This is a genomic window from Pseudomonas sp. Tof1 (assembly GCF_055390395.1).
Map to the genome: position 1 here is coordinate 87,623 of NZ_AP024344.1, position 18,517 is coordinate 106,139.

The 18,517-nt window shown below is 65.1% G+C and carries 15 protein-coding genes and 1 pseudogene; 7 read left to right on the plus strand and 9 right to left on the minus strand.

Features of this window, described 5'->3' with window-relative positions:
- Positions 1–41: 41 nt before the first annotated feature.
- Positions 42–824, plus strand: a complete 783-nt coding sequence (locus tag ACZ5KU_RS00430) for an N-acetylmuramoyl-L-alanine amidase (protein ID WP_054059164.1) — start codon at positions 42–44, stop codon at positions 822–824.
- Positions 825–900: 76 nt separating this feature from the next.
- Entirely contained in the window at positions 901–2,517 is a 1,617-nt protein-coding gene (locus tag ACZ5KU_RS00435) for an EAL domain-containing protein (protein ID WP_054063500.1), read from the plus strand.
- A gap of 4 nt (positions 2,518–2,521) precedes the next feature.
- Here the strand turns inward: ACZ5KU_RS00435 and ACZ5KU_RS00440 are convergent, their stop codons facing one another.
- Both ACZ5KU_RS00440 and algB read right to left on the minus strand, forming a co-directional pair.
- Positions 2,522–4,297, minus strand: a complete 1,776-nt coding sequence (locus ACZ5KU_RS00440) for an ATP-binding protein (RefSeq protein ID WP_054059163.1) — start codon at positions 4,295–4,297, stop codon at positions 2,522–2,524.
- Between the two features lie 10 nt (positions 4,298–4,307).
- Positions 4,308–5,654, minus strand: a complete 1,347-nt coding sequence (gene algB, locus ACZ5KU_RS00445) for a sigma-54-dependent response regulator transcription factor AlgB (protein ID WP_054059162.1) — start codon at positions 5,652–5,654, stop codon at positions 4,308–4,310.
- 450 nt (positions 5,655–6,104) lie between these two features.
- On the opposite strand from algB, the gene ACZ5KU_RS00450 reads away from it, so the two are divergent.
- The 5 genes and pseudogenes from ACZ5KU_RS00450 to ACZ5KU_RS00470 all read left to right on the plus strand — a co-directional run bounded on the left by ACZ5KU_RS00450 (position 6,105) and on the right by ACZ5KU_RS00470 (position 10,437).
- A complete protein-coding gene (locus tag ACZ5KU_RS00450; protein WP_054059161.1) occupies positions 6,105–6,389 on the plus strand; it encodes a hypothetical protein in 285 nt (94 codons plus the stop codon).
- Positions 6,390–6,478: 89 nt separating this feature from the next.
- Positions 6,479–6,643 (plus strand): DUF1328 domain-containing protein, encoded by a 165-nt coding sequence (locus ACZ5KU_RS00455; protein ID WP_017902664.1) that lies wholly within the window; start codon positions 6,479–6,481, stop codon positions 6,641–6,643.
- A 2-nt stretch (positions 6,644–6,645) separates the two neighbouring features.
- Complete coding sequence (locus ACZ5KU_RS00460) at positions 6,646–7,113, plus strand: inhibitor of vertebrate lysozyme family protein (protein WP_054063373.1); 468 nt, start codon at positions 6,646–6,648, stop codon at positions 7,111–7,113.
- A 669-nt stretch (positions 7,114–7,782) separates the two neighbouring features.
- The gene (gltP, locus tag ACZ5KU_RS00465) at positions 7,783–9,084 is read left to right on the plus strand and encodes a glutamate/aspartate:proton symporter GltP (RefSeq protein WP_054059159.1); all 1,302 of its coding nucleotides are present in this window, start codon (positions 7,783–7,785) and stop codon (positions 9,082–9,084) included.
- A gap of 124 nt (positions 9,085–9,208) precedes the next feature.
- Positions 9,209–10,437, plus strand: a pseudogene (locus ACZ5KU_RS00470) (nucleoside recognition domain-containing protein).
- Between the two features lie 40 nt (positions 10,438–10,477).
- Here ACZ5KU_RS00470 and ACZ5KU_RS00475 read toward each other — a convergent pair.
- From ACZ5KU_RS00475 to ACZ5KU_RS00505, 7 genes are all read right to left on the minus strand, one after another.
- On the minus strand, positions 10,478–11,110 hold the full coding sequence (locus tag ACZ5KU_RS00475) for an ABC-type transport auxiliary lipoprotein family protein (protein WP_054059157.1): 633 nt from the start codon (positions 11,108–11,110) through the stop codon (positions 10,478–10,480).
- Positions 11,107–12,045, minus strand: a complete 939-nt coding sequence (locus ACZ5KU_RS00480) for an MlaD family protein (RefSeq protein WP_054059156.1) — start codon at positions 12,043–12,045, stop codon at positions 11,107–11,109. Before ACZ5KU_RS00480 ends, ACZ5KU_RS00475 begins: the two co-directional genes overlap by 4 nt.
- A 1-nt stretch (position 12,046) precedes the next feature.
- A complete protein-coding gene (locus ACZ5KU_RS00485) occupies positions 12,047–12,850 on the minus strand; it encodes an ABC transporter ATP-binding protein (protein ID WP_054059155.1) in 804 nt (267 codons plus the stop codon).
- On the minus strand, positions 12,847–13,992 hold the full coding sequence (locus tag ACZ5KU_RS00490; protein ID WP_464736707.1) for an MlaE family lipid ABC transporter permease subunit: 1,146 nt from the start codon (positions 13,990–13,992) through the stop codon (positions 12,847–12,849). The genes ACZ5KU_RS00485 and ACZ5KU_RS00490 overlap by 4 nt, the downstream gene beginning before the upstream one ends.
- 64 nt (positions 13,993–14,056) lie before the next feature.
- On the minus strand, positions 14,057–15,088 hold the full coding sequence (locus tag ACZ5KU_RS00495) for a DUF5924 family protein (RefSeq protein ID WP_464736708.1): 1,032 nt from the start codon (positions 15,086–15,088) through the stop codon (positions 14,057–14,059).
- 188 nt (positions 15,089–15,276) lie between these two features.
- Positions 15,277–16,653: a M16 family metallopeptidase gene (locus ACZ5KU_RS00500; protein WP_054063370.1), complete on the minus strand. Its 1,377-nt coding sequence runs from the start codon at positions 16,651–16,653 to the stop codon at positions 15,277–15,279.
- 55 nt (positions 16,654–16,708) lie between these two features.
- Positions 16,709–18,367, minus strand: coding sequence for a Na/Pi cotransporter family protein (locus ACZ5KU_RS00505; RefSeq protein WP_054059151.1), 1,659 nt, complete (start codon positions 18,365–18,367; stop codon positions 16,709–16,711).
- Between the last annotated feature and the right edge of the window lie 150 nt (positions 18,368–18,517).

Consider the following 18,517-nt stretch of genomic DNA (forward strand, 5'->3'; position numbering starts at 1 on the left):
CGTTATGCTAGAGCGTTACTGCCCTGGTTTTCGTTTCCGTCATGAAATTGCTCCCTCTCCTCAGCGCGGCCCTGTTGCTCGCGGGCTGCGCCAGCGGTCCGCGCCTCGACACCAGCCACCCCTCGGTCAATCACGACAGCCGCGCGCAGTTCGTCATCGTCCACTACACCTCGGCGAACATGGAAAACTCGTTGCGCCTGCTGACCCACGGCCAGGTCAGCAGCCATTACCTGATCGGCGACAACAACCCGGCCACCACCTACAAGCTGGTGGATGAGAGCCAGCGTGCCTGGCATGCCGGGGAAAGCGAGTGGCAGGGTCGTACCTGGCTGAACTCCAGCTCCATCGGTATCGAAATCGTCAACCCGGGGTTCCGCGAGACGCCGACCGGGCGCGTCTGGTACCCCTACAGCGAAGCGCAGATCCAGGCGTTGATCGTGCTGCTCAAGGACATCGTCAAGCGCAACAACATCGAGCCCCGCCATGTGATCGGCCACAGCGATATCGCCCCGATGCGCAAGCAGGACCCGGGCCCGCTGTTTCCCTGGAAGCGCCTGGCCGCCGAGGGCCTGGGCGTCTGGCCGAACGAGCAGGCGGTGGCCCGCCAGCAGCAGGTGTACGCGTACCAGCTGCCGAGTGCCAGCTGGTTCCAGCAGCAGCTGCGCTACCTGGGCTATACCACCACGCCACAGACCGGCGAGTGGGATGCGGGCACGCGTCACGCGCTGGCGGCGTTCCAGATGCATTTCCGCCCGGCGCGCTTCGATGGCGTGGCTGATGCGCAAAGCGCGGCGATCCTGCAGGTGCTCAACCAGTCAAAATAACGTCACCGCCGGACGGTCCGGGCGATGTTATCAATCAGTTGCTATAACTCATTGGTAATCCTTCGGATATTCCATGATGCCGGCCTCCCGTGAGACGTTGCGCGCCTGGTTCCATCGTCCCTGGTCGCAGGCATTGCTGGCTGCCTCGCTCAGTGCCGTCCTGCTGCTGAGCGGCAGCCTGGGTGTGGTCGTGCGCCAGGTCCGGCAGCAGGAAAGCGAGCAGATGAACGCCCAGGGCCGGCGTTTCCTCGAGCGCCTGGAGCAGTTGTTCGGCCAGTTGCGCGAGGGCCTCGATGTGCTCGAAGGGCAGCCGCTGCGGGGCTGCAACGGGCGAATGATCGAAACCCTGCAGCAGTTGAGCTTCAGCTACCGCTTCATCTACGAGGCCTTCTACATCGACTCCATCGAGTCCTGTTCCAACTGGCCGCGCCAGGACTCGCAGATCTCCTACCGTGAGCCGGATATCCGTGGCCCGACCTACAGCTACTGGCTCAACACCTCGACCGAGCCCAACGACAACCTGGCGGCGCTGATGCTCGGGCGCGGCAGCTTCCGGGTCTCGACCTCCCGCGGCCACCTGAGCGATGTCGTCGAGCTGCCGCCCGGCGCGAGCCTGCTGGTGGTGGTCAATCATGGTCGGCGGGCGATCCCGGTGCTCGGGCCGCTGCAGAGCTGGCCGCCGCAAGGCTGGAGCAGCCGCGGCCGTGATCCGTTGCTGACCACCGACCGCGAACTGATCTATCGCATGCCGACCAGCACCCCCGAGTATCAGTTGGTGATGGTCGCCCCGCGCAGTGCGATGCGCTTGCGCCTCAGCCCGCTGTGGTGGTGGCTGCTGTCCGCCAGCCTGCTGATTGCCACCTGCATCGGTGGTTTGACCCTGCAGCTCGCCCGGCAGCGCCAGTCACTCAACGGCGAGTTGCAGGGCGCGCTGCGCCGCGGAGAGATGCAGGTGCTCTACCAGCCGATCTTCGATCTCGGCAGCCGGCATTGCGTCGGTGCCGAGGCCCTGGTCCGCTGGCGGCGCCCGGACGGCACATTGACCAGCCCCGACCTGTTCATCCCCCTGGCGGAAGATACCGGACAGATCCGCCAGATCACCGATTTTGTCCTGCAGCGCCTGCTGGAACAGCTCGGCCAGACGCTGCGGGCCAATCCGCAGCTGTATATTTCGGTCAACCTGGCGGCCTGCGATGTGATGGTGCCGCGCATCGCCGAGGTCATCGGCCGGCTTTTGCGGGCCTACCGGGTGTCGCCGCGGCAGATCGCCTTCGAGGTCACCGAGCGCGGCCTGATCGACGTGGTGGTGGCGCGGGACAACCTGCAGGCCCTGCGCAATCTCGGGCACCAGGTGCTGATCGACGATTTCGGCACCGGCTATTGCAGCCTCGCCTACCTGCAGACCCTGCCGGTGGACTGCCTGAAGATCGACAAGGCGTTCATCGACGCCCTCGGCCATGACGCGGCCAGCAGCGGCGTGGCGCCGCATATCATCCGCATGGCCCATGCCCTGCAATTGCGGGTGATCGCCGAGGGCATCGAATATGAGTCCCAGGCCATGCTGCTCAGCAGCGAAGGTGTCAATTACGGCCAGGGCTGGCTGTTCGCCCAGGCACTGACCGCGGTGCAGTTCATCGAGATGATCACCCGTGGCCGGCGCCTGGCGAGCCGCCGGCTGGATGACGAGGCCTGAACGGCTAGACCGGCAGCGCCATGTAGAACTGGGTGCCCTGCCCCGGTCGTGAATAGACGCCCATGCGTCCGCCATGCAGTTGGACGATTTCCTTGCACAGCGCCAGGCCCAGGCCTGCTCCGCCCTTCTTGCGCCCGACCTGGACGAAAGGTTCGAAGATCCGCCCCTGCTGGCCATAGGCAATGCCTTCGCCATTGTCCTCGACGCTGATGATCACCCGTTCGCCATGCCGGCGTGCCTGCAGGCGGATCTGCCCGGCGCTGGCGGTGTGGCGCAGGGCATTGCCGATCAGGTTGTCGAGCACCCGCTCCAGCTGCGCCTGGTCCGCATGCAGGCGTGGCAATGGCGGCTGGACCTCGATCAGCAGCTCGATGCCCTGGTCGTTGGCCTGGCCGGTGAAACGCTCGCGGGCCTTCTCCAGCAGTTGGCCGATGTCGCAAGGGGCCAGCGCGAGCTTCTGCAGGCCGTTCTGGTAGCGCGAGAAGTTCAGCAGGTCGTTGATCAGTTGCATCAGCCGCTGCATCTCTTCATTGACCGTACTGAGCAGGTCCGCTTCGCGCGATTCGGCATCGAAGTGCACGCGCTCCTGCAGCAGGCCGAACGCCATGTGCATGCCGGTCACCGGCGTGCGCAGCTCGTGGGACGCGCGCAGGACGAACTCGCTGCGCACCCGTTCGAAGGCGCGCTGTTCGGTGACGTCGTGCAGCACCATCACCGCGCCGAGGATGTGGCCCTGGGGATGGCTGACCGGCGTCAGGCTGTAGGTCAGCAGGCGGGATTCGCCATCGACCTCGACTTCGAGGTCTTCCGGTGCCCGCTCGAGGCTGCCGCCCCGGAGGATCAGGCTCAGTTGCTCGTCGAACTCCGGGCGGCCAAGGGCCTCGCCCAGGCCCTGGCCGAGGCGGTCGGCGTCCCAGCCCAACTGGCGCTGGGCCACCGGGTTGAGGTGCTCCAGATGGCCCTGGCGATCGATCATCAGCAACCCGTCGTCGATGCTGTCGAGCACCGATTGCAGCCGTTGCTGGCCGGCCAGCAGTTCGTCGATGTTGGTTGCCTGGTGTTGGCGCAGCGCCTCGGCCATGAGGCCGAAGCGCCGGGTCAGCAGGTTCATCTCGGAGGCCGAGGAAATCGGCAGGGTGACGTCGAAGTTGCCCTGGCCGATCCGATCGGCGGCCTTGACCAGCGCCTCGATCGGTACGCCGATGCGCTGGGCGATGCCATGGGCGGTGATGAAGCCGATGATCAGCACCGCCAGGGCGACCAGGCCGAGCAGCCCGGCGATCAGCATGGCGCTGCTGCGGGCGGAGCTTTCCGCGCCGCTGATATCGTTCAGGGCCTCCTTGTGTGCGCTGAGCAGGCCGTTGCGCAGGGTGTTGAAGCGTTCGACGAGTTCGCTGTTGCTGGCCTTCCTGTCAAAGGAATCGAAGGCTTGCAGGAAGTTTTCGTAGTCGATCCGGGCCTGGGCGAAGCCGCCGCGCAGGTCCTTGTCCTGTTCGTGCCTGATACCTTCGTGGAGCAACTGCCAATATTGCTCGCGTGAAGCCTGCAAGGCGGCCTGATCGGGATGTTCGCTGAGCATCATGGCCAACTGGTCGCCCAGGCTCTGACGCATCTTGAGCCCCAGGTCGAGGGTGATGAAGTTGTCGCGGATCAGTGACTCCTGGCTCTTGGCCATTTGCATCACGCTGACCAGCCCCAGCAGCAACCCCAGCAAGGCCACGGTCATCAGTGCCGAAATGCTCAGGAACAGACGGGTGCGCAGCTTCATCGCAAGCTTCATCGGGCGTGGCTCACAGGTTGTACTGTTTGCGTTTGCGGTACAGCGTCGAGGCATCGATGCCCAGGGTCTTGGCGGCCTGGTCCAGGGTGTCGCTGGTGGCGAGCACCGCGCCGATATGGGCTTTCTCCAGCTCGTCCAGGCTCATCGGCGCACCGATGCGCGGGGCGTTGTTGACCGGCTGCTCGCCCATGCCCAGGTGGCTGACTTCCACCCGCTCCTGCGGGCAGATGATGCTGGCGCGCTCGATCACGTTGCGCAGCTCGCGGATATTGCCCGGCCAGCGGTAGTTGACCAGCGCCTCGCGGGCCTCCTCGCTGAAGCCGCGGGCCGGGCGCGCGTATTCCTTGACGAAGCGCGCGAGGAAGCGGTCGGCCAGGGTCAGGATGTCTTCGCTGCGCTCGCGCAGGGGCGGCAGGTGCAGGGTGATGACGTTGAGCCGATAGAGCAGGTCTTCGCGGAAGCGCCCTTCGCGTGCCATGTCGTCCAGGTTGAGGTTGGTGGCGGCGAGGATGCGCACGTCGGCCCGACGGGTCACCGGGTCGCCGACCCGCTCGTATTCCTTGTCCTGGATGAAGCGCAGCAGCTTGGGTTGCAGGGTCAGGGGGAAGTCGCCGATCTCGTCGAGGAACAGGGTCCCGCCATCGGCCTGGTTGACCCGCCCCAGCGTGCTTTCGCTGGCACCGGTAAAGGCGCCGCGGCTGTGGCCGAACAGTTCGCTTTCCATCAGCTCGGCGGTCAGCGACGGGCAGTTGATGGTGACGCAGGACTTCTTCGCGCGCTTGCTCCAGCCGTGGATGGCCCGGGCCAGCTCGCCCTTGCCGGTACCGGACTCGCCGAGGATGAGGATGTTGGCGTCGGTGCTGGCGACCTGGCGCGCGGTTTCCAGTACCACCATCATCGCCGGGCTGTGGGAGTCGAGGCCGTCCTTGGGCTTGCGCACCTCGCCCTCGAGGGCTTCGAGGCGCGCCGACAGTTGCCGGACCTCCAGTTGCTTGGCCGTGGCCAGGCGCAACTGGTCGGGACTGCAGGGCTTGACCAGGTAGTCCGCGGCGCCGGCCTGGATCGCGTCGACGGCGGTATCGACCGCCGAGTGGGCGGTGACGATCACCACCCGCATCCACGGGGCCTGGATACGCATCTGCGCCAGCACGTCAAGGCCGTTGTCCTCGCCCAGGCGCAGGTCGAGGAAGCACAGGTCGAATACCTGGCGCTGCAGCAGGGCGTCGGCCTGGGCCGCGCTGTTGGCCGTGGCGACGCTGTAGCCCTCGTCCTCCAGGCAATAGCGGAAAGTGCGAAGGATGGCCGACTCGTCATCCACCAGCAGAATACGGCCTTGGTGTTCCGGGGCAGATTCCATCACCCGCGCTCCTTATATATGTGTGTGTTGCCGATGGACCCCGGGCGATTCGGGCAGCTTGCATGGTCCGTTTTGACCGTGACCTGCGCGTGCAGGGTAACCATCCCCGCCGCTGTTTGCTAACTCGCTGATTTGGGGAATTTTTGTCGTCTCTGCTTCCGACAACCGACAGTCCGGCAAATTCCGGCGGATTTGCCGTGTCGCTCTCCCTGCATCTTAGGCGCTGTCCCCTGGGGCTGTCGTGCATTGTGCACGACGCCTAAGCGGGGGATCGTGCAGGATGCTGCCCGGGTGAGTCGGTGTTTGTTTATAACTGCCTGATTTTATTGGTTTTTATCTGACAAAAAAATTGGCATGCGCTCTGCAATGTACCTCTTGCGCAAGGTTGGACCGGCATCGTGCCGCGCCAGCCAGGAATAAAGATAAAGACAGTGTCGGAGGAGTTTCAGGATGAATCGCCAACTTGCCGCCCCATCGCGTATCTCGTCGCTCCACGTGCAGCAAGGGCTGTTCGCTGTCCTCGCGCTGCTGATCACGTTGGTCGTCGGCCAGGCGTTCATGCGCTGGACCCAGCCGACTGTCGAGCACCCGCGGGTGTTTTTCCAGGCTCCCGTGCAAACCCATTTCAGCGCCATCGGCAGTGCGTCGAGCGACCCGGTCGCCTACCGCCTGACGCCGGTGGAGCAGGCCGAACCGCTGGACGAGCTGCCACGGCAGGATCGTTGGGTGTTCTAGGCAGGACGCGCCGGCCATCGGGCCTGGCGTGACAACCCGCAGTAAAGGCAACAGCCACACATCGCAGGACCAAGGTAAGGAGAGTCATCATGCTGAGTTGGGCAATCACATTCCTGATCATTGCCATTGTCGCCGCGGTACTGGGCTTCGGTGGTATCGCCGGCACCGCCACAGGTATCGCCAAGATTCTCTTTGTCGTGTTCCTGGTGATGTTCATCGCTTCGTTCCTGTTCGGTCGTCGCGGTCGAGGCTGAACATGTTCAAGCCAACCCTGAAAACCATGGCCGCTGCCCTGCTGCTGGGCAGCAGCGCCATGGCGCTGGCGGCCAACGACGGCCAGGCGCGGGTCAACGAACTGCTGAGTTCGTCGCCCGAGTACCGCGAAGCCTGGCAGGACGTCGTGCGCAAGGAGGAACGCCTGCCCGAGTGGGTGATGAACCTGTCGGGCAGTTCCGAACAGATGACTGCGGTTGAAGAGGATGGCGACCAGTATCTGGTCGGCCCGCTCTGCGAGACCGCGGACAGTTGCCGCAACAAGCGCCTGATCGTCGCCTTCAGCTTCGACAGGAAGCACGCCTACGCGATGCTGGTGGAAGTGCCTGCGGGCCTGCCGGCCGACAAGTCGCCAACCCGCCATGCCGACTATCGCTTCCTCGGCAAGCCGGACGAAGGCATGCAGGGGCTGTTGAGGGAGCAACTGAAGAAGGACCCGAACTGGTACTGAGTTCGAGAGAGTGAAAGAGCAGGAGCCCGTCGAGGGCTTCTACCCCTGCATCGCCCGAGGACGGCGAATGCATGACCAGGGGGCCGGGATGCTCTGATTGCTTGAGGATCGGAGCGACCTACGGGTACAGGGAGTACCTGCGCAAGGGCCGGGTCAGGCGAAGGCGGCAGTCGGCAAGCCGTGGGGCGGTCCCTGCGGTTTGCCACTGCTGTCGTCTTATGTCGTTTGGACATGAAGTGCGGATTAGTATCGGATCCAATCCAGTCTTGACCGTACATCCAGAAAAACCTTTTCCGTCGTACCGGTCAAATCCCGATTCTGTAGGGTTTTTCGAAAACTCCCAGGCTGTCCTACTCATTTGCCGAGCGATACTAATCGCTCTGCGATGGCCGGATTACGGCCATCATGGCGGCGGAAATGACCTGTTTGCCTCCCCTTGATATGAGCTATTGTCGGACAAAAGTTATGCCGATTCGGCATGGGGTAGACGGTTACGGCATTAGACGTGCCATCCCCGCGCCGCAATAGTTGCGCCCTTTTTTGCCAGCCAGCGAGCTTCCCGGCCTGCTGGCGGTGACCTTCCATGGGGGGCAGATGGGGACTTCCCGCATGCCTGGGCGTGCGGGCAGGACGCATTGGCCCGAGTCCACTTGAAGTAAGGGTAACAAGATGAAGAAGGCAAAGCTCAGCCTCGCCTGGCAGATCCTCATCGGTCTGGTACTGGGGATTGCACTCGGTGCGCTGCTCAACCATTTCAGTGCGGAAAAGGCCTGGTGGATCAGTAACGTGCTGCAACCGGCAGGCGATATCTTCATCCGCCTGATCAAGATGATCGTGATCCCGATCGTCATTTCCTCGCTGGTGGTCGGCATCGCCGGCGTCGGTGACGCCAAGCAGCTGGGGCGTATCGGCCTCAAGACCATCATCTACTTCGAGGTCGTCACCACCATCGCCATTCTCGTCGGCCTGGTGCTGGCCAACGTGGTCCACCCGGGCGCCGGCATCGACATGAGCACCCTGGGCACCGTGGACATCTCCAAGTACAAGGCCACTGTCGCCGAAGTACAGCACGAGCATGCGTTCATCGAGACCATCCTCAACCTGATCCCGTCGAACATCATCGCGGCCATGGCCCGTGGCGAGATGCTGCCGATCATCTTCTTCTCGGTGATTTTCGGCCTCGGTCTGTCGAGCCTGCAGGCCGAGCTGCGCGACCCGCTGGTGAAAATGTTCCAGGGTGTGTCGGAAACCATGTTCAAGGTCACCCACATGATCATGAACTACGCGCCGATCGGTGTGTTCGCCCTGATCGCCGTGACCGTGGCCAATTTCGGCTTCGCCTCGCTGCTGCCACTGGCCAAGCTGGTGGTGCTGGTCTACGTCGCCGTCCTCCTGTTCGCCTTCGTGGTGCTCGGCCTGATCGCCCGCCTGTTCGGTTTCTCGGTGATCCGGCTGATGCGCATCTTCAAGGACGAGCTGATCCTGGCCTATTCCACCGCCAGCTCGGAAACCGCCCTGCCGCGGATCATCGAGAAGATGGAAGCCTATGGTGCGCCAAAGGCCATCTGCAGCTTCGTGGTGCCGACCGGCTACTCGTTCAACCTCGACGGTTCGACCCTGTACCAGAGCATCGCGGCGATCTTCATCGCCCAGCTCTACGGCATCGACATGTCCGTCGGCCAGCAACTGTTGCTGGTGGTGACCCTCATGGTCACCTCCAAGGGCATCGCCGGCGTACCGGGCGTGTCCTTCGTGGTGCTGCTGGCGACCCTGGGCAGCGTCGGCATTCCGCTGGAGGGCCTGGCCTTCATCGCCGGTGTCGACCGCATCATGGACATGGCGCGTACCGCCCTGAACGTGATCGGCAACGCCCTGGCCGCCCTGGTCATCGCCCGTTGGGAAGGTCTGTATGACGAGGCCAAGGGCGAGCGCTACTGGAACTCGCTGCCGCACTGGCGCAGCAAGGCCTGACCCCCCGATTGTTCCCACGCTCCGCGTGGGAACACCTCACCGAACAACGAACCCCGGACTTTCCGGGGTTTGTTGTTTCTGGCCCGACCGCTATCATTCGCCGCATCTTCAAGGAGTTTTCCCGATGCTCAATGGCCTGTGGCTTGGCTTTTTCGTGGTGGCGACCGTTTCGGCGCTGGCGCAATGGCTGGTGGGTGACAATCACGCGATCTTCGCCAGCATGGTTGAAAGCATCTTCGCCATGGCCAAGCTGTCGGTGGAGGTCATGGTCCTGCTGTTCGGCACCCTGACGCTCTGGCTCGGCTTCCTGCGCATCGCCGAAAAGGCCGGGATCGTCGACTGGCTGGCCAAGGCCCTCGGGCCGCTGTTCAGCCGGCTGATGCCGGAAGTGCCGCGCGGCCACCCGGCCATCGGCCTGATCACCCTCAACTTCGCCGCCAACGGCCTGGGCCTGGACAACGCCGCCACGCCCATCGGGCTCAAGGCCATGCGCGCGCTGCAGGAGCTCAACCCGAGCCAGACCGTGGCGAGCAATGCGCAGATCCTGTTCCTGGTGCTCAACGCTTCGTCGCTGACCCTGCTGCCGGTGACCATCTTCATGTACCGCGCCCAGCAGGGCGCACCGGACCCGACCCTGGTGTTCCTGCCGATCCTGCTGGCGACCAGTGCCTCGACCCTGGTCGGCCTGCTGTCGGTGGCGCTGGTGCAGCGCCTGCGCCTGTGGGACCCGGTGGTGCTGGCCTACCTGGTGCCGGGGCGTTGCTCCTCGGCGGTTTCATGGCGGTGCTGGCCGGGTTGTCGGCCACGGCGCTGGCGAGCCTGTCGTCGATTCTTGGCAACCTGACGCTGTTTGGCCTGATCATGCTGTTCCTGGTGATCGGTGCCTTGCGCAAGGTGAAGGTCTACGAGGCCTTCGTCGAGGGCGCGAAGGAAGGTTTCGACGTGGCGAAGAATCTGCTGCCGTACCTGGTGGCGATGCTCTGCGCCATCGGTGTGCTGCGGGCCTCCGGTGCGCTGGATTTCGGCCTCGACGGCATTCGCCACCTGGTGCAGTGGGCCGGTTGGGACACGCGTTTCGTCGATGCGCTGCCGACGGCGATGGTCAAGCCGTTCTCCGGCAGTGCCGCCCGGGCGATGCTGATCGAAACCATGAAGACCCAGGGCGTGGACAGCTTCCCGGCGCTGGCGGCGGCGACCATCCAGGGCAGCACCGAGACCACCTTCTATGTGCTGGCGGTGTACTTCGGCGCGGTGAACATCCAGCGCGCCCGTCATGCGGTGGGCTGTGCCCTGCTGGCAGAGCTGGCCGGGGTGGTGGCGGCGATCGGGGTTTGCTACTGGTTCTTTGGCTGAGGCTGAAGCCCTGTCCGCGGGCAAGCCCGCGAAGCAATTTCTAGTGTCTGGCTGAAATCCCGCCCTGCTGCACCGCCCAGCCGATCACCTGCCCCGTCAGCTTGTCCCCGGCCTGACCAAAGCCGGCCACCACGGCGGGTACCTGCTTGTCGCCCAGCGGCTGGCGCACCTCGAAGCGCCGGCTGGCGAGAATCCGCTGGTCGCTGTCGCGCACCAGCCGGGCATCGAAACGGATCACCACCTCGGCGTCCTGCCCGTGATACTCGGTCTGGAATGCCTGCAACTCACCGCCCAGCTCGAAATCCGCGCGCAGGTTGCTGTCGTCGGTGCTCAGCAGGCGCACCCGGCCATCACGCTGGAAGGCGTCGAGCAGGCGGTTGCGCAGCAGCACCGGGGCCGGGTCGCTCCAGCGCGAGGCCTTGTAGTGGCTGAGCAGGTCACCCTGGGGCACCACGGCGATATTCGGGCTGTTCAGGGCCTCGCCGGCAATCGGCTTGGCGATCCGCAACGACCACTCGACCGGTTGGACGGCAGACGCCGCCTGGCTGCCCTGCGCGGTCGGCAGCCGATAGACGTCCACCGGCTCGGCTTCGGGCAGGATCGAGCAGGCGCTGCCCAGGGTCAGGCCGGCGATCAGGGTCAGGTAACTCAGGGCACGACGGGCAAGCCTCATGGAGTGAATTCCTTGTTCTTGTCACGGCCCAGCAGGTAGCCGCTGGGGTTGGCGTTCAGGCGCTGCGAGACGGTGCGCAGGCTGCTCAGGGTTTCACGCAGCTCGCGGATCGCCGGCGCCAGTTCGTTGAGCCCTTGCAGGCCGCTGTTGACCGAGTCCTGGTTGCTGGCGAGCAGTTTGTCGAGGGTCGCGCTGCTGCGTTCCAGCGACTGCATGGCCCGCTCGGCGCTGCCCAGGGCCTGGGTGCCCTGCTTGTCGAGCAGGTTGTTGGCGTTGCGCATCAGTTGCGAAGTCTGCTCCAGGGTACCGCTGACCTGCTTGCCGACCTGGGTCATCTGCTGCAGCACCTGGCGGATGTCGTCGCGCTGGCCGGCGATGGCACCGGTGGTCTGTTGCAGGTTGTCCAGGGTCTTGCTGACGTTCTCGACGTTCTGCTGGGAGAACAGCTCATTGGCATTGTGCAGCAGCACGTTGATGCCGCTCATCAGGTCGCTGCTGTCGCTGAGCAGGCGGGAAATCGGCGACGGTGTGGCGATGATCTCCGGCAGCCTGCCGTCCTTGCCCTTGAGTTCGGGGCTCTGCGGGGTACCGCCGCTGAGCTGGATCAGCGAGGTACCGGTGATCCCGGTCAACGCCAGCTTGGCCCGGGTGTCTTCCTTGATCGGGGTGTCGCCGACCAGGCGGATGCGCGCCAGTACCCGCCGCGGATCTTTCGGGTCGAGGCTCAGTTGCAGCACGTCGCCGACCTTGATCCCGCTGTACTGCACCGGGCTGCCGCGGGACAGGCCGCTGACCGCCTCGTTGAAGACCACTTCGTAGTCCTTGAACGCGGTGTCGACGCTGGACTTGGCCAGCCACAGGCCGAAGAGCAGCGCGCCGAGCACCACCAGTACGCTGAACAGGCCGATCATCACATGATGGGCACGGGTTTCCATCTCATCCCTCCTTGAGCGGTGTGGCCGCGTCAAAGGCGGCGCGGCCCCGCGGGCCGTGGAAGTATTCGTGAATCCAGGGGTCGTCGGTTTCGGCGACCCGGTCGATGGCGTCGGCCACCAGCACGCGTTTCTGCGCCAGCACTGCGACCCGGTCGGTGATGGTGTAGAGGGTGTCCAGGTCATGGGTGATGAGGAACACGCTCAGGCCGAGGGCGTCGCGCAGGGTCAGGATCAACTGGTCGAAGGCGGCGGCACCGATCGGGTCGAGGCCGGCGGTGGGCTCGTCGAGGAACAGGATGTCCGGGTCCAGGGCCAGTGCGCGAGCCAGGGCGGCACGCTTGATCATGCCACCGGACAGCGACGCCGGGTATTTGTTGGCGGCCGACAGCGGCAGGCCGGACAGCGCCAGTTTCACGCAGGCCAGGTGTTCGGCGTCGGCGCGGCTGAGGCCGGCGTGTTCGATCAGTGGCAGGGCGACGTTTTCCACCACGGTCAGCGAGGAAAACAGCGCACCCTGCTGGAACAGCACGCCAAAGCGCCGCTCGACCTGCGAACGGGCCTGTTCCGGCAGACTCGGCAGGTCCTGGCCGAACACCCGTACCTGGCCGTCGCTGGGCCGGCGCAGGCCGATGATGCTGCGCATCAGCACCGACTTGCCGGTGCCGGAGCCGCCGACCACCGCCATGATCTCGCCCTTGTACAGGTCGAGATCGAGATTTTCGTGGACGCTCTGCGCACCGAAGCGGTTGCACAGCCCGCGAACCTGGATCACCGCCTCGCTGGGCGGCCTTGCTACCCGGCTCACCAGCCCATCTCCATGAAAAACAGCGCGGCGACGGCGTCGAGCACGATCACGATGAAGATCGACTGGACCACGCTGGAGGTGGTGTGGGCCCCGACCGATTCGGCGCTGCCGCTGACCTTGAAGCCCTCCAGGCAACCCACCGCGGCGATCAGGAAGGCGAAGAACGGAGCCTTCACCAGGCCGACCAGGAAATGCTGGAGGCCGATGTCGGCCTGCAGCAGGGACAGGAACATCGCCGGCGAAATCCCCAGCGACAGCGCGCAGACCACGCCTCCGCCGACGATCCCGCAGAGCATGGCGAGGAACGTCAGCATCGGCAGGGCGATCAGCAGTGCCAGCACCCGTGGCAGCACCAGCAGTTCCATGGGGTCCAGGCCGAGGGTGCGAATGGCGTCGATCTCCTCGTTGGCTTTCATCGAGCCGATCTGGGCGGTAAAGGCGCTGGCGGTACGGCCGGCCATCAGGATCGCGGTCAGCAGTACGCCGAATTCACGCAGGAAGGAGAACGCCACCAGGTCCACGGTAAAGATGCTGGCGCCGAAACTGGCCAGCACCGTCGCGCCGAGAAACGCCACCACGGCACCGACCAGGAAGGTCAGCAGGGCGATGATCGGGGCGGCGTCGAGGCCGGTCTGCTCGATATGCGCGACCATCGGCGTGAGCCGCCAGCGCGAGGGTCGCAGCAGACCGCGAGCGAGGGTTTCGAGGATCAGGCCGATGAAACCGAGCAGTTGCCGGGTGTCCTGCCAGACCTGGTCGACGGCCCGGCCGATCCGTTCGAGCAGTTGCATGCCGGCGGCCTGTTCCGGCTCCCTGACCGGGACGCAGAAGTCGGTCAGCGAGCAGTAGACGGTCTGCAACAGCGCGCGGTCGGCGGCGGACAGGTGTTCGCTGTGCTCGGCCAGTTGCCCGAGGCGCTGGGCGCCCAGCAGCTCCACCAGCAGCGAGGCGCCGGCGGTGTCGAGGGCGCTCAACTGGTCCAGGTCGACGGTGGTGCTCGCGTCATAGTGGCCGAGCAGCTCGGCGCTGCGGCGTTTCAGGACGCTGTAGTGGGCCAGCGTCCAGTCACCGCTGATCCGCAGCCGTGCGGGGCTCGTCGAGGTGTCCAGCTGGGCGTTGCCGGCCGTCGTGCTGATGATCATGGGCTTCCGGGCTTAACAGGCGTTTACGCAAACCACTGTAATAGCACGATAGCCTGATCCATCACTAGGACCCTTGTGCGGTCTTTGCCGGACCGGTGATCTCGAAACGCAGCACGCCGAGCATCTGCCCGTCCTCGGTCAGCACCCGTACCAGCCAGCTGCCGCTGGGATCGGCGGGGAAGTTCTGCTTGTGGGTCCAGGCCCGGTAGCCCTCCTTGCGCCCGCCATGGATGTCCAGGGCGATCCGGTCGACTTCACGGCCGTTGAACTCCCAGACATGGTAGATCCGCTCATCCAGCCCCCGTGGCGCGTTGATCGAGGTGTAGGCATAGAGGCCGGCGCTGCGCACCTGGGCGGCGTCCACCTGCTCCAGGCTGGCGCCGGGGGTGCGGTCCTGCAGTTGCGGGGTCACCGCGACTTCGGTCATCCACAGGGTCGCCGGTGGCACCCAGGAGCGCAGCAGCCAGCCGGCACCGCCGATGGCCAGGGTCACGCAGACCAGCATCAGCCAGCCGCGCAGGTTGCGCAGCGGCAGGCTCACCGCCAGGCTCGGAATCGACAGCAGCAGCGCGGTACCCAGGGCCAGCTTGTAGCTTTCGGCGGTGGTCAGGTGAAGGATGATCGGCAGCGCCGTGAGCATGGCGGCGAACAGCGTCAGGGTGTGCAGGCCGAGCAGCAGCCAGCGCTTGGGCGCCAGCCATTTGTAATACAGCGGGTCGGTGATCGACACCAGTGCCGCGGCGCCGAGCAGGCTGGTGAAGATCAGTTGGCCGCTGTTCCAGGTGGTGGTGATGAAGAAGAACGGCAGGACGAAGAACAGGCTTTCCTGGTGGATCAGTTGCGTGGCGTAGCGCAGCAGCGGTTCGGGGATTTCGCGCTTGAACAGGCGGCTGAACAGTTGGGTCAGGGTGTTTTCCAGCATCAGCCAGACCCAGCTCAGCAACAGCACGATGGCGATCAGGCTGGCCTTGCTCTGCTGGCGGTCGACCAGGATGAAGCTGGCGATCCCCGAGCAGAAGCCGAAGGCGGCGATGGCTCCCGGGTAACGCTTCATCAGTTCGAGGACGCGCTGGATGAGAAGGGTCAGCTTGGTCATGCGGTGGTTCACTGGACTGGGGTGCGAAATGGCCCGACACAATACAGTTTTAGTGCCAGGGATGGGAGCGATCCCGCTGCCTGACAGCACCCCTGGAGGCCCCTTTGGTGGGAGCGGACTTGCCCGCGAAGCCCTTGGCGGCCTCGGGGGCGCTTTCGCGGACACGCCCGCTCCTGCCAGGGGTGCGGCTAGCGCCGGCGCCAGGCCCGCCATCCCAGGGGAATCAGCACCAGCAATGCCAGCAGGCTGGCACCCAGCCACATCAGTTGGTCATAGCTGAGCAGCGGCTTCTCGACCCGCAGGTAGCCCGGTTGTTCGAACAGTTTGCGCAGGGCCTGGTTGGCCTGCTTGAGAGTCACCGCCTGCAGGGCCTTGGCCGGGTTGCTGAAGTGGCCGTCCTCGTAATCGCCCAGGGCGCCCCAGTAATAGTCGGCCAACGCACTGTTGCCCTGCACCGCCCAGGCCTGGCGGGCGATCGCGGCCTGCTGCAGGCGGGCGAAGGTGGCCGGGTCGAGGCCGTCCCTGAGCAACTGCGCCTTCAGGTCGGCCAGCACCTGTCTGGCCTGGCCCAGATTGTCCCGCTCGACATCGGCATTGAGGCTGAAGAAACCGACGCCACCGAGCACTTCGCGCTCGCTCCAGGGCCCGTAGGACAGGCTGTGGGCCAGGCGTAACTGGCGATACAGCGCCCAGTCCAGGTAGTCCTTGAGCAGGTCGACGGCCGCGTCGGGCTGGTCTTCCAGTGCCGGTTCGGGAAACAGCCAATGGATCTTCGCGCCGTTGCCGACCCAGCCACGGATCAGGTCCCGCTCGGCGGCGGCATGGTGCAGGATCTGCGGCAGCGGCAGGTGATCGTTGGGCTCCACCGGCTCCAGTGCGCCGAAGGTCCGATCCAGATAGGCCGGCAGCAGGCGGTCAAGCTCGCCGACCATGATCAGGGTCATGTTGTTCGGTGCGTACCAGTTCTTGCGCAGCGCCTCCAGCTGTTCCCGGGTGAGGTCCGCGACCCCTGCCCGCTCGCGGCATTTCAGCCCGAGCTCCACGGCCAGCTGCTCGCTGCTGCGATGGCCGGTCTGCTGAATGTCCAGCCAGCGTTGCAGGTGCGAGTAATGCCCGCCGTCCTCGCGCTCGACCACTTGCTTGGCGGCGGCGATATCGGCATCGCTGAAGCGGGTTCTGGTCAGCACGGCGAGCAGCAGGTCGAGAATCCTGCGCTGGTTGGCGGCCGGCGCCTCGATCACGAAGGTGGTGTCGGCGTCACTGGTATAGGCGTTCCATTCGCCGCCCAGGGCCTGCATGCGTTCTTCCAGGCCGCCTTCGCCGCTGGCGTCGATACCGCTGAACAGCAGGTGTTCGAGCAGGTGCGGCAGTTCCTTGTCGGCACAGGCGAAATCGTCGAAACCGACGCCCACCACCAACCGGATCGACACGTGCCCACGCTCGCTGCCCGGTTTGAGCAGCAGTTGCAGGCCGTTGGGTAACTGGTAGCCCTCGACCTGGAAGCGATCAAGGGCCTGGGCGGGGATCAGCGTGAACAGCAGGCAAACGAACAGCAGGCAACGCATAACCAATTTCCGCGGACGGGTTCCTACGCACAGACAACGGTCGAACCGTGGACGTTCAGGGCGAGTGGGTGATATCGGCTGTTTCTTCCGAGGCCAGCGCCCCGGTCTCGGAGGTTTCCAGGACCACGTAGGCGCTGCTGCAGAATAACGAATTCAAACGCTTCATGTCGGCAATCAGCTCCAGATGCAGGGAACTGGTCTCGATACTCTGTACGATCTTTCGTTGCAGGCGGCTGACGTGGGCGTGGGCCAGGCGTCGCTCCTGGGCGCGGAACCGGCGTTTTTCCCGCAGCAGTTGCCGGGCGCTTTCCGGGTCGGAACTGAGGAACACCGACAGGCCCAGGCGCAGGTTGTCGATCAGTTGGCTGTGCAGGCCGGCCAGTTCCTCCAGGCCATCCTCGGAAAACGAGCGGCGCTTGGCGGTCTTCTGTTGCTGGACCTTGCGCAGCATGCGTTCGATCAGGTCGGCTGCCAGTTTAAGGTTGATTGCCAGCTCGATGATCTCCGCCCAGCGCCGGCTGTCCTGTTCGCCCAGGTCCTCGCGCGGCATCTGCGCCAGGTAGAGCTTGACCGCACTGTAGAGCACTTCGACGTCATCGCTCAGGCGGCGCATCTCGATGGCCACGGCGGTCTGCTTGCCGCGCAGCACGTCGAGCATGGCGGCGAGCATGCTGTCGATCAGGTCGCCGATGCGCAGGGTTTCGCGGGCGGCGTTGGACAGCGCCAGGCCGGGGGTGGCGAGGGCCGCCAGGTCGAGATGGCGGGGCTTGAGCTTGCCGTTGGTTTCCGGTTGTTCCGGCAGCAGCCAGGCGCACAGCCGCGCCATCGGTCCGACGCTGGGCAGCAGGATCAGGCAGCGCACGGTGTTGTAGAGCAGATGAAAGCCGATCACCGTTTCCTGCGGGCTGAAGTCCAGGCCGTCGAGCCAGTTCACCAGCGGGGTCAGCACGGGAATGATCAGCAGCAGGCCGATCAGCTTGTACAGCAGGCTGCCGAGCGCGACCTGGCGGCCGGCGGCGTTCTGCATGCTGGTACTGAGGAAGGCCAGCACGCCGCTGCCGATGTTGGCGCCGATCACCAGGCCGATGGCCACCGGCAGGCCGATCACCCCGGCACCGGCCAGGGTCGCGGTGAGTAGCACGGCGGCGAGGCTGGAGTAGGAAATCATCGCGAACAGCGCGCCGACCAGGGCATCGAGCAGGATATCGCCGGTCAGTGAAGCGAACACCACCTTCACGCCCTGGGCGTGGGTGATCGGTGCGGCGGCTTCGACGATCAGTTGCAGGGCGAGGATGATCAGCCCCAGGCCGATGCCGACACGGCCGAGCTGACCGGCGCGGGTCTGCTTGCGCGAGAGGAAGAAGATCACCCCCAGGAAGATCAGCAGCGGCGACAGCCAGGACAGGTCGAAGGTCAGCACCCGGGCCATCAGCGCGGTACCGACGTCGGCACCGAGCATGGTTGCCAGGGCCGGGGTCAATGCCATCAGGCCCTGGCCGACGAAGGAGGTCACCAGCATCGCCGTGGCGTTGCTGCTCTGCACCAGGGCGGTGACCAGAATGCCGGCGACGAAGGCCAGCGGGCGCCTGGCCATGTTCTGGCCGATCACCTGGCGCAGGTTGGAGCCGTAGACCCGCAGGATGCCGGTGCGGACGATGTGCGTGCCCCAGATCAGCAGGGTCACGGCGGAAAGCAGATTGAGCAGGGTCAGCATGTCGGGCCCCCTGGGATGCCGGTGCCCCAGAGGGGCAAGTTGAAGGTATCGCGTGCCTTTCTACGTCTTGTCCTTAAGCTGTAGCCGGCTATCGGGACAAGCGCCAGCATCGCATGGCTGTCGCCATTTCTGAAACAAAACTGTCATGAA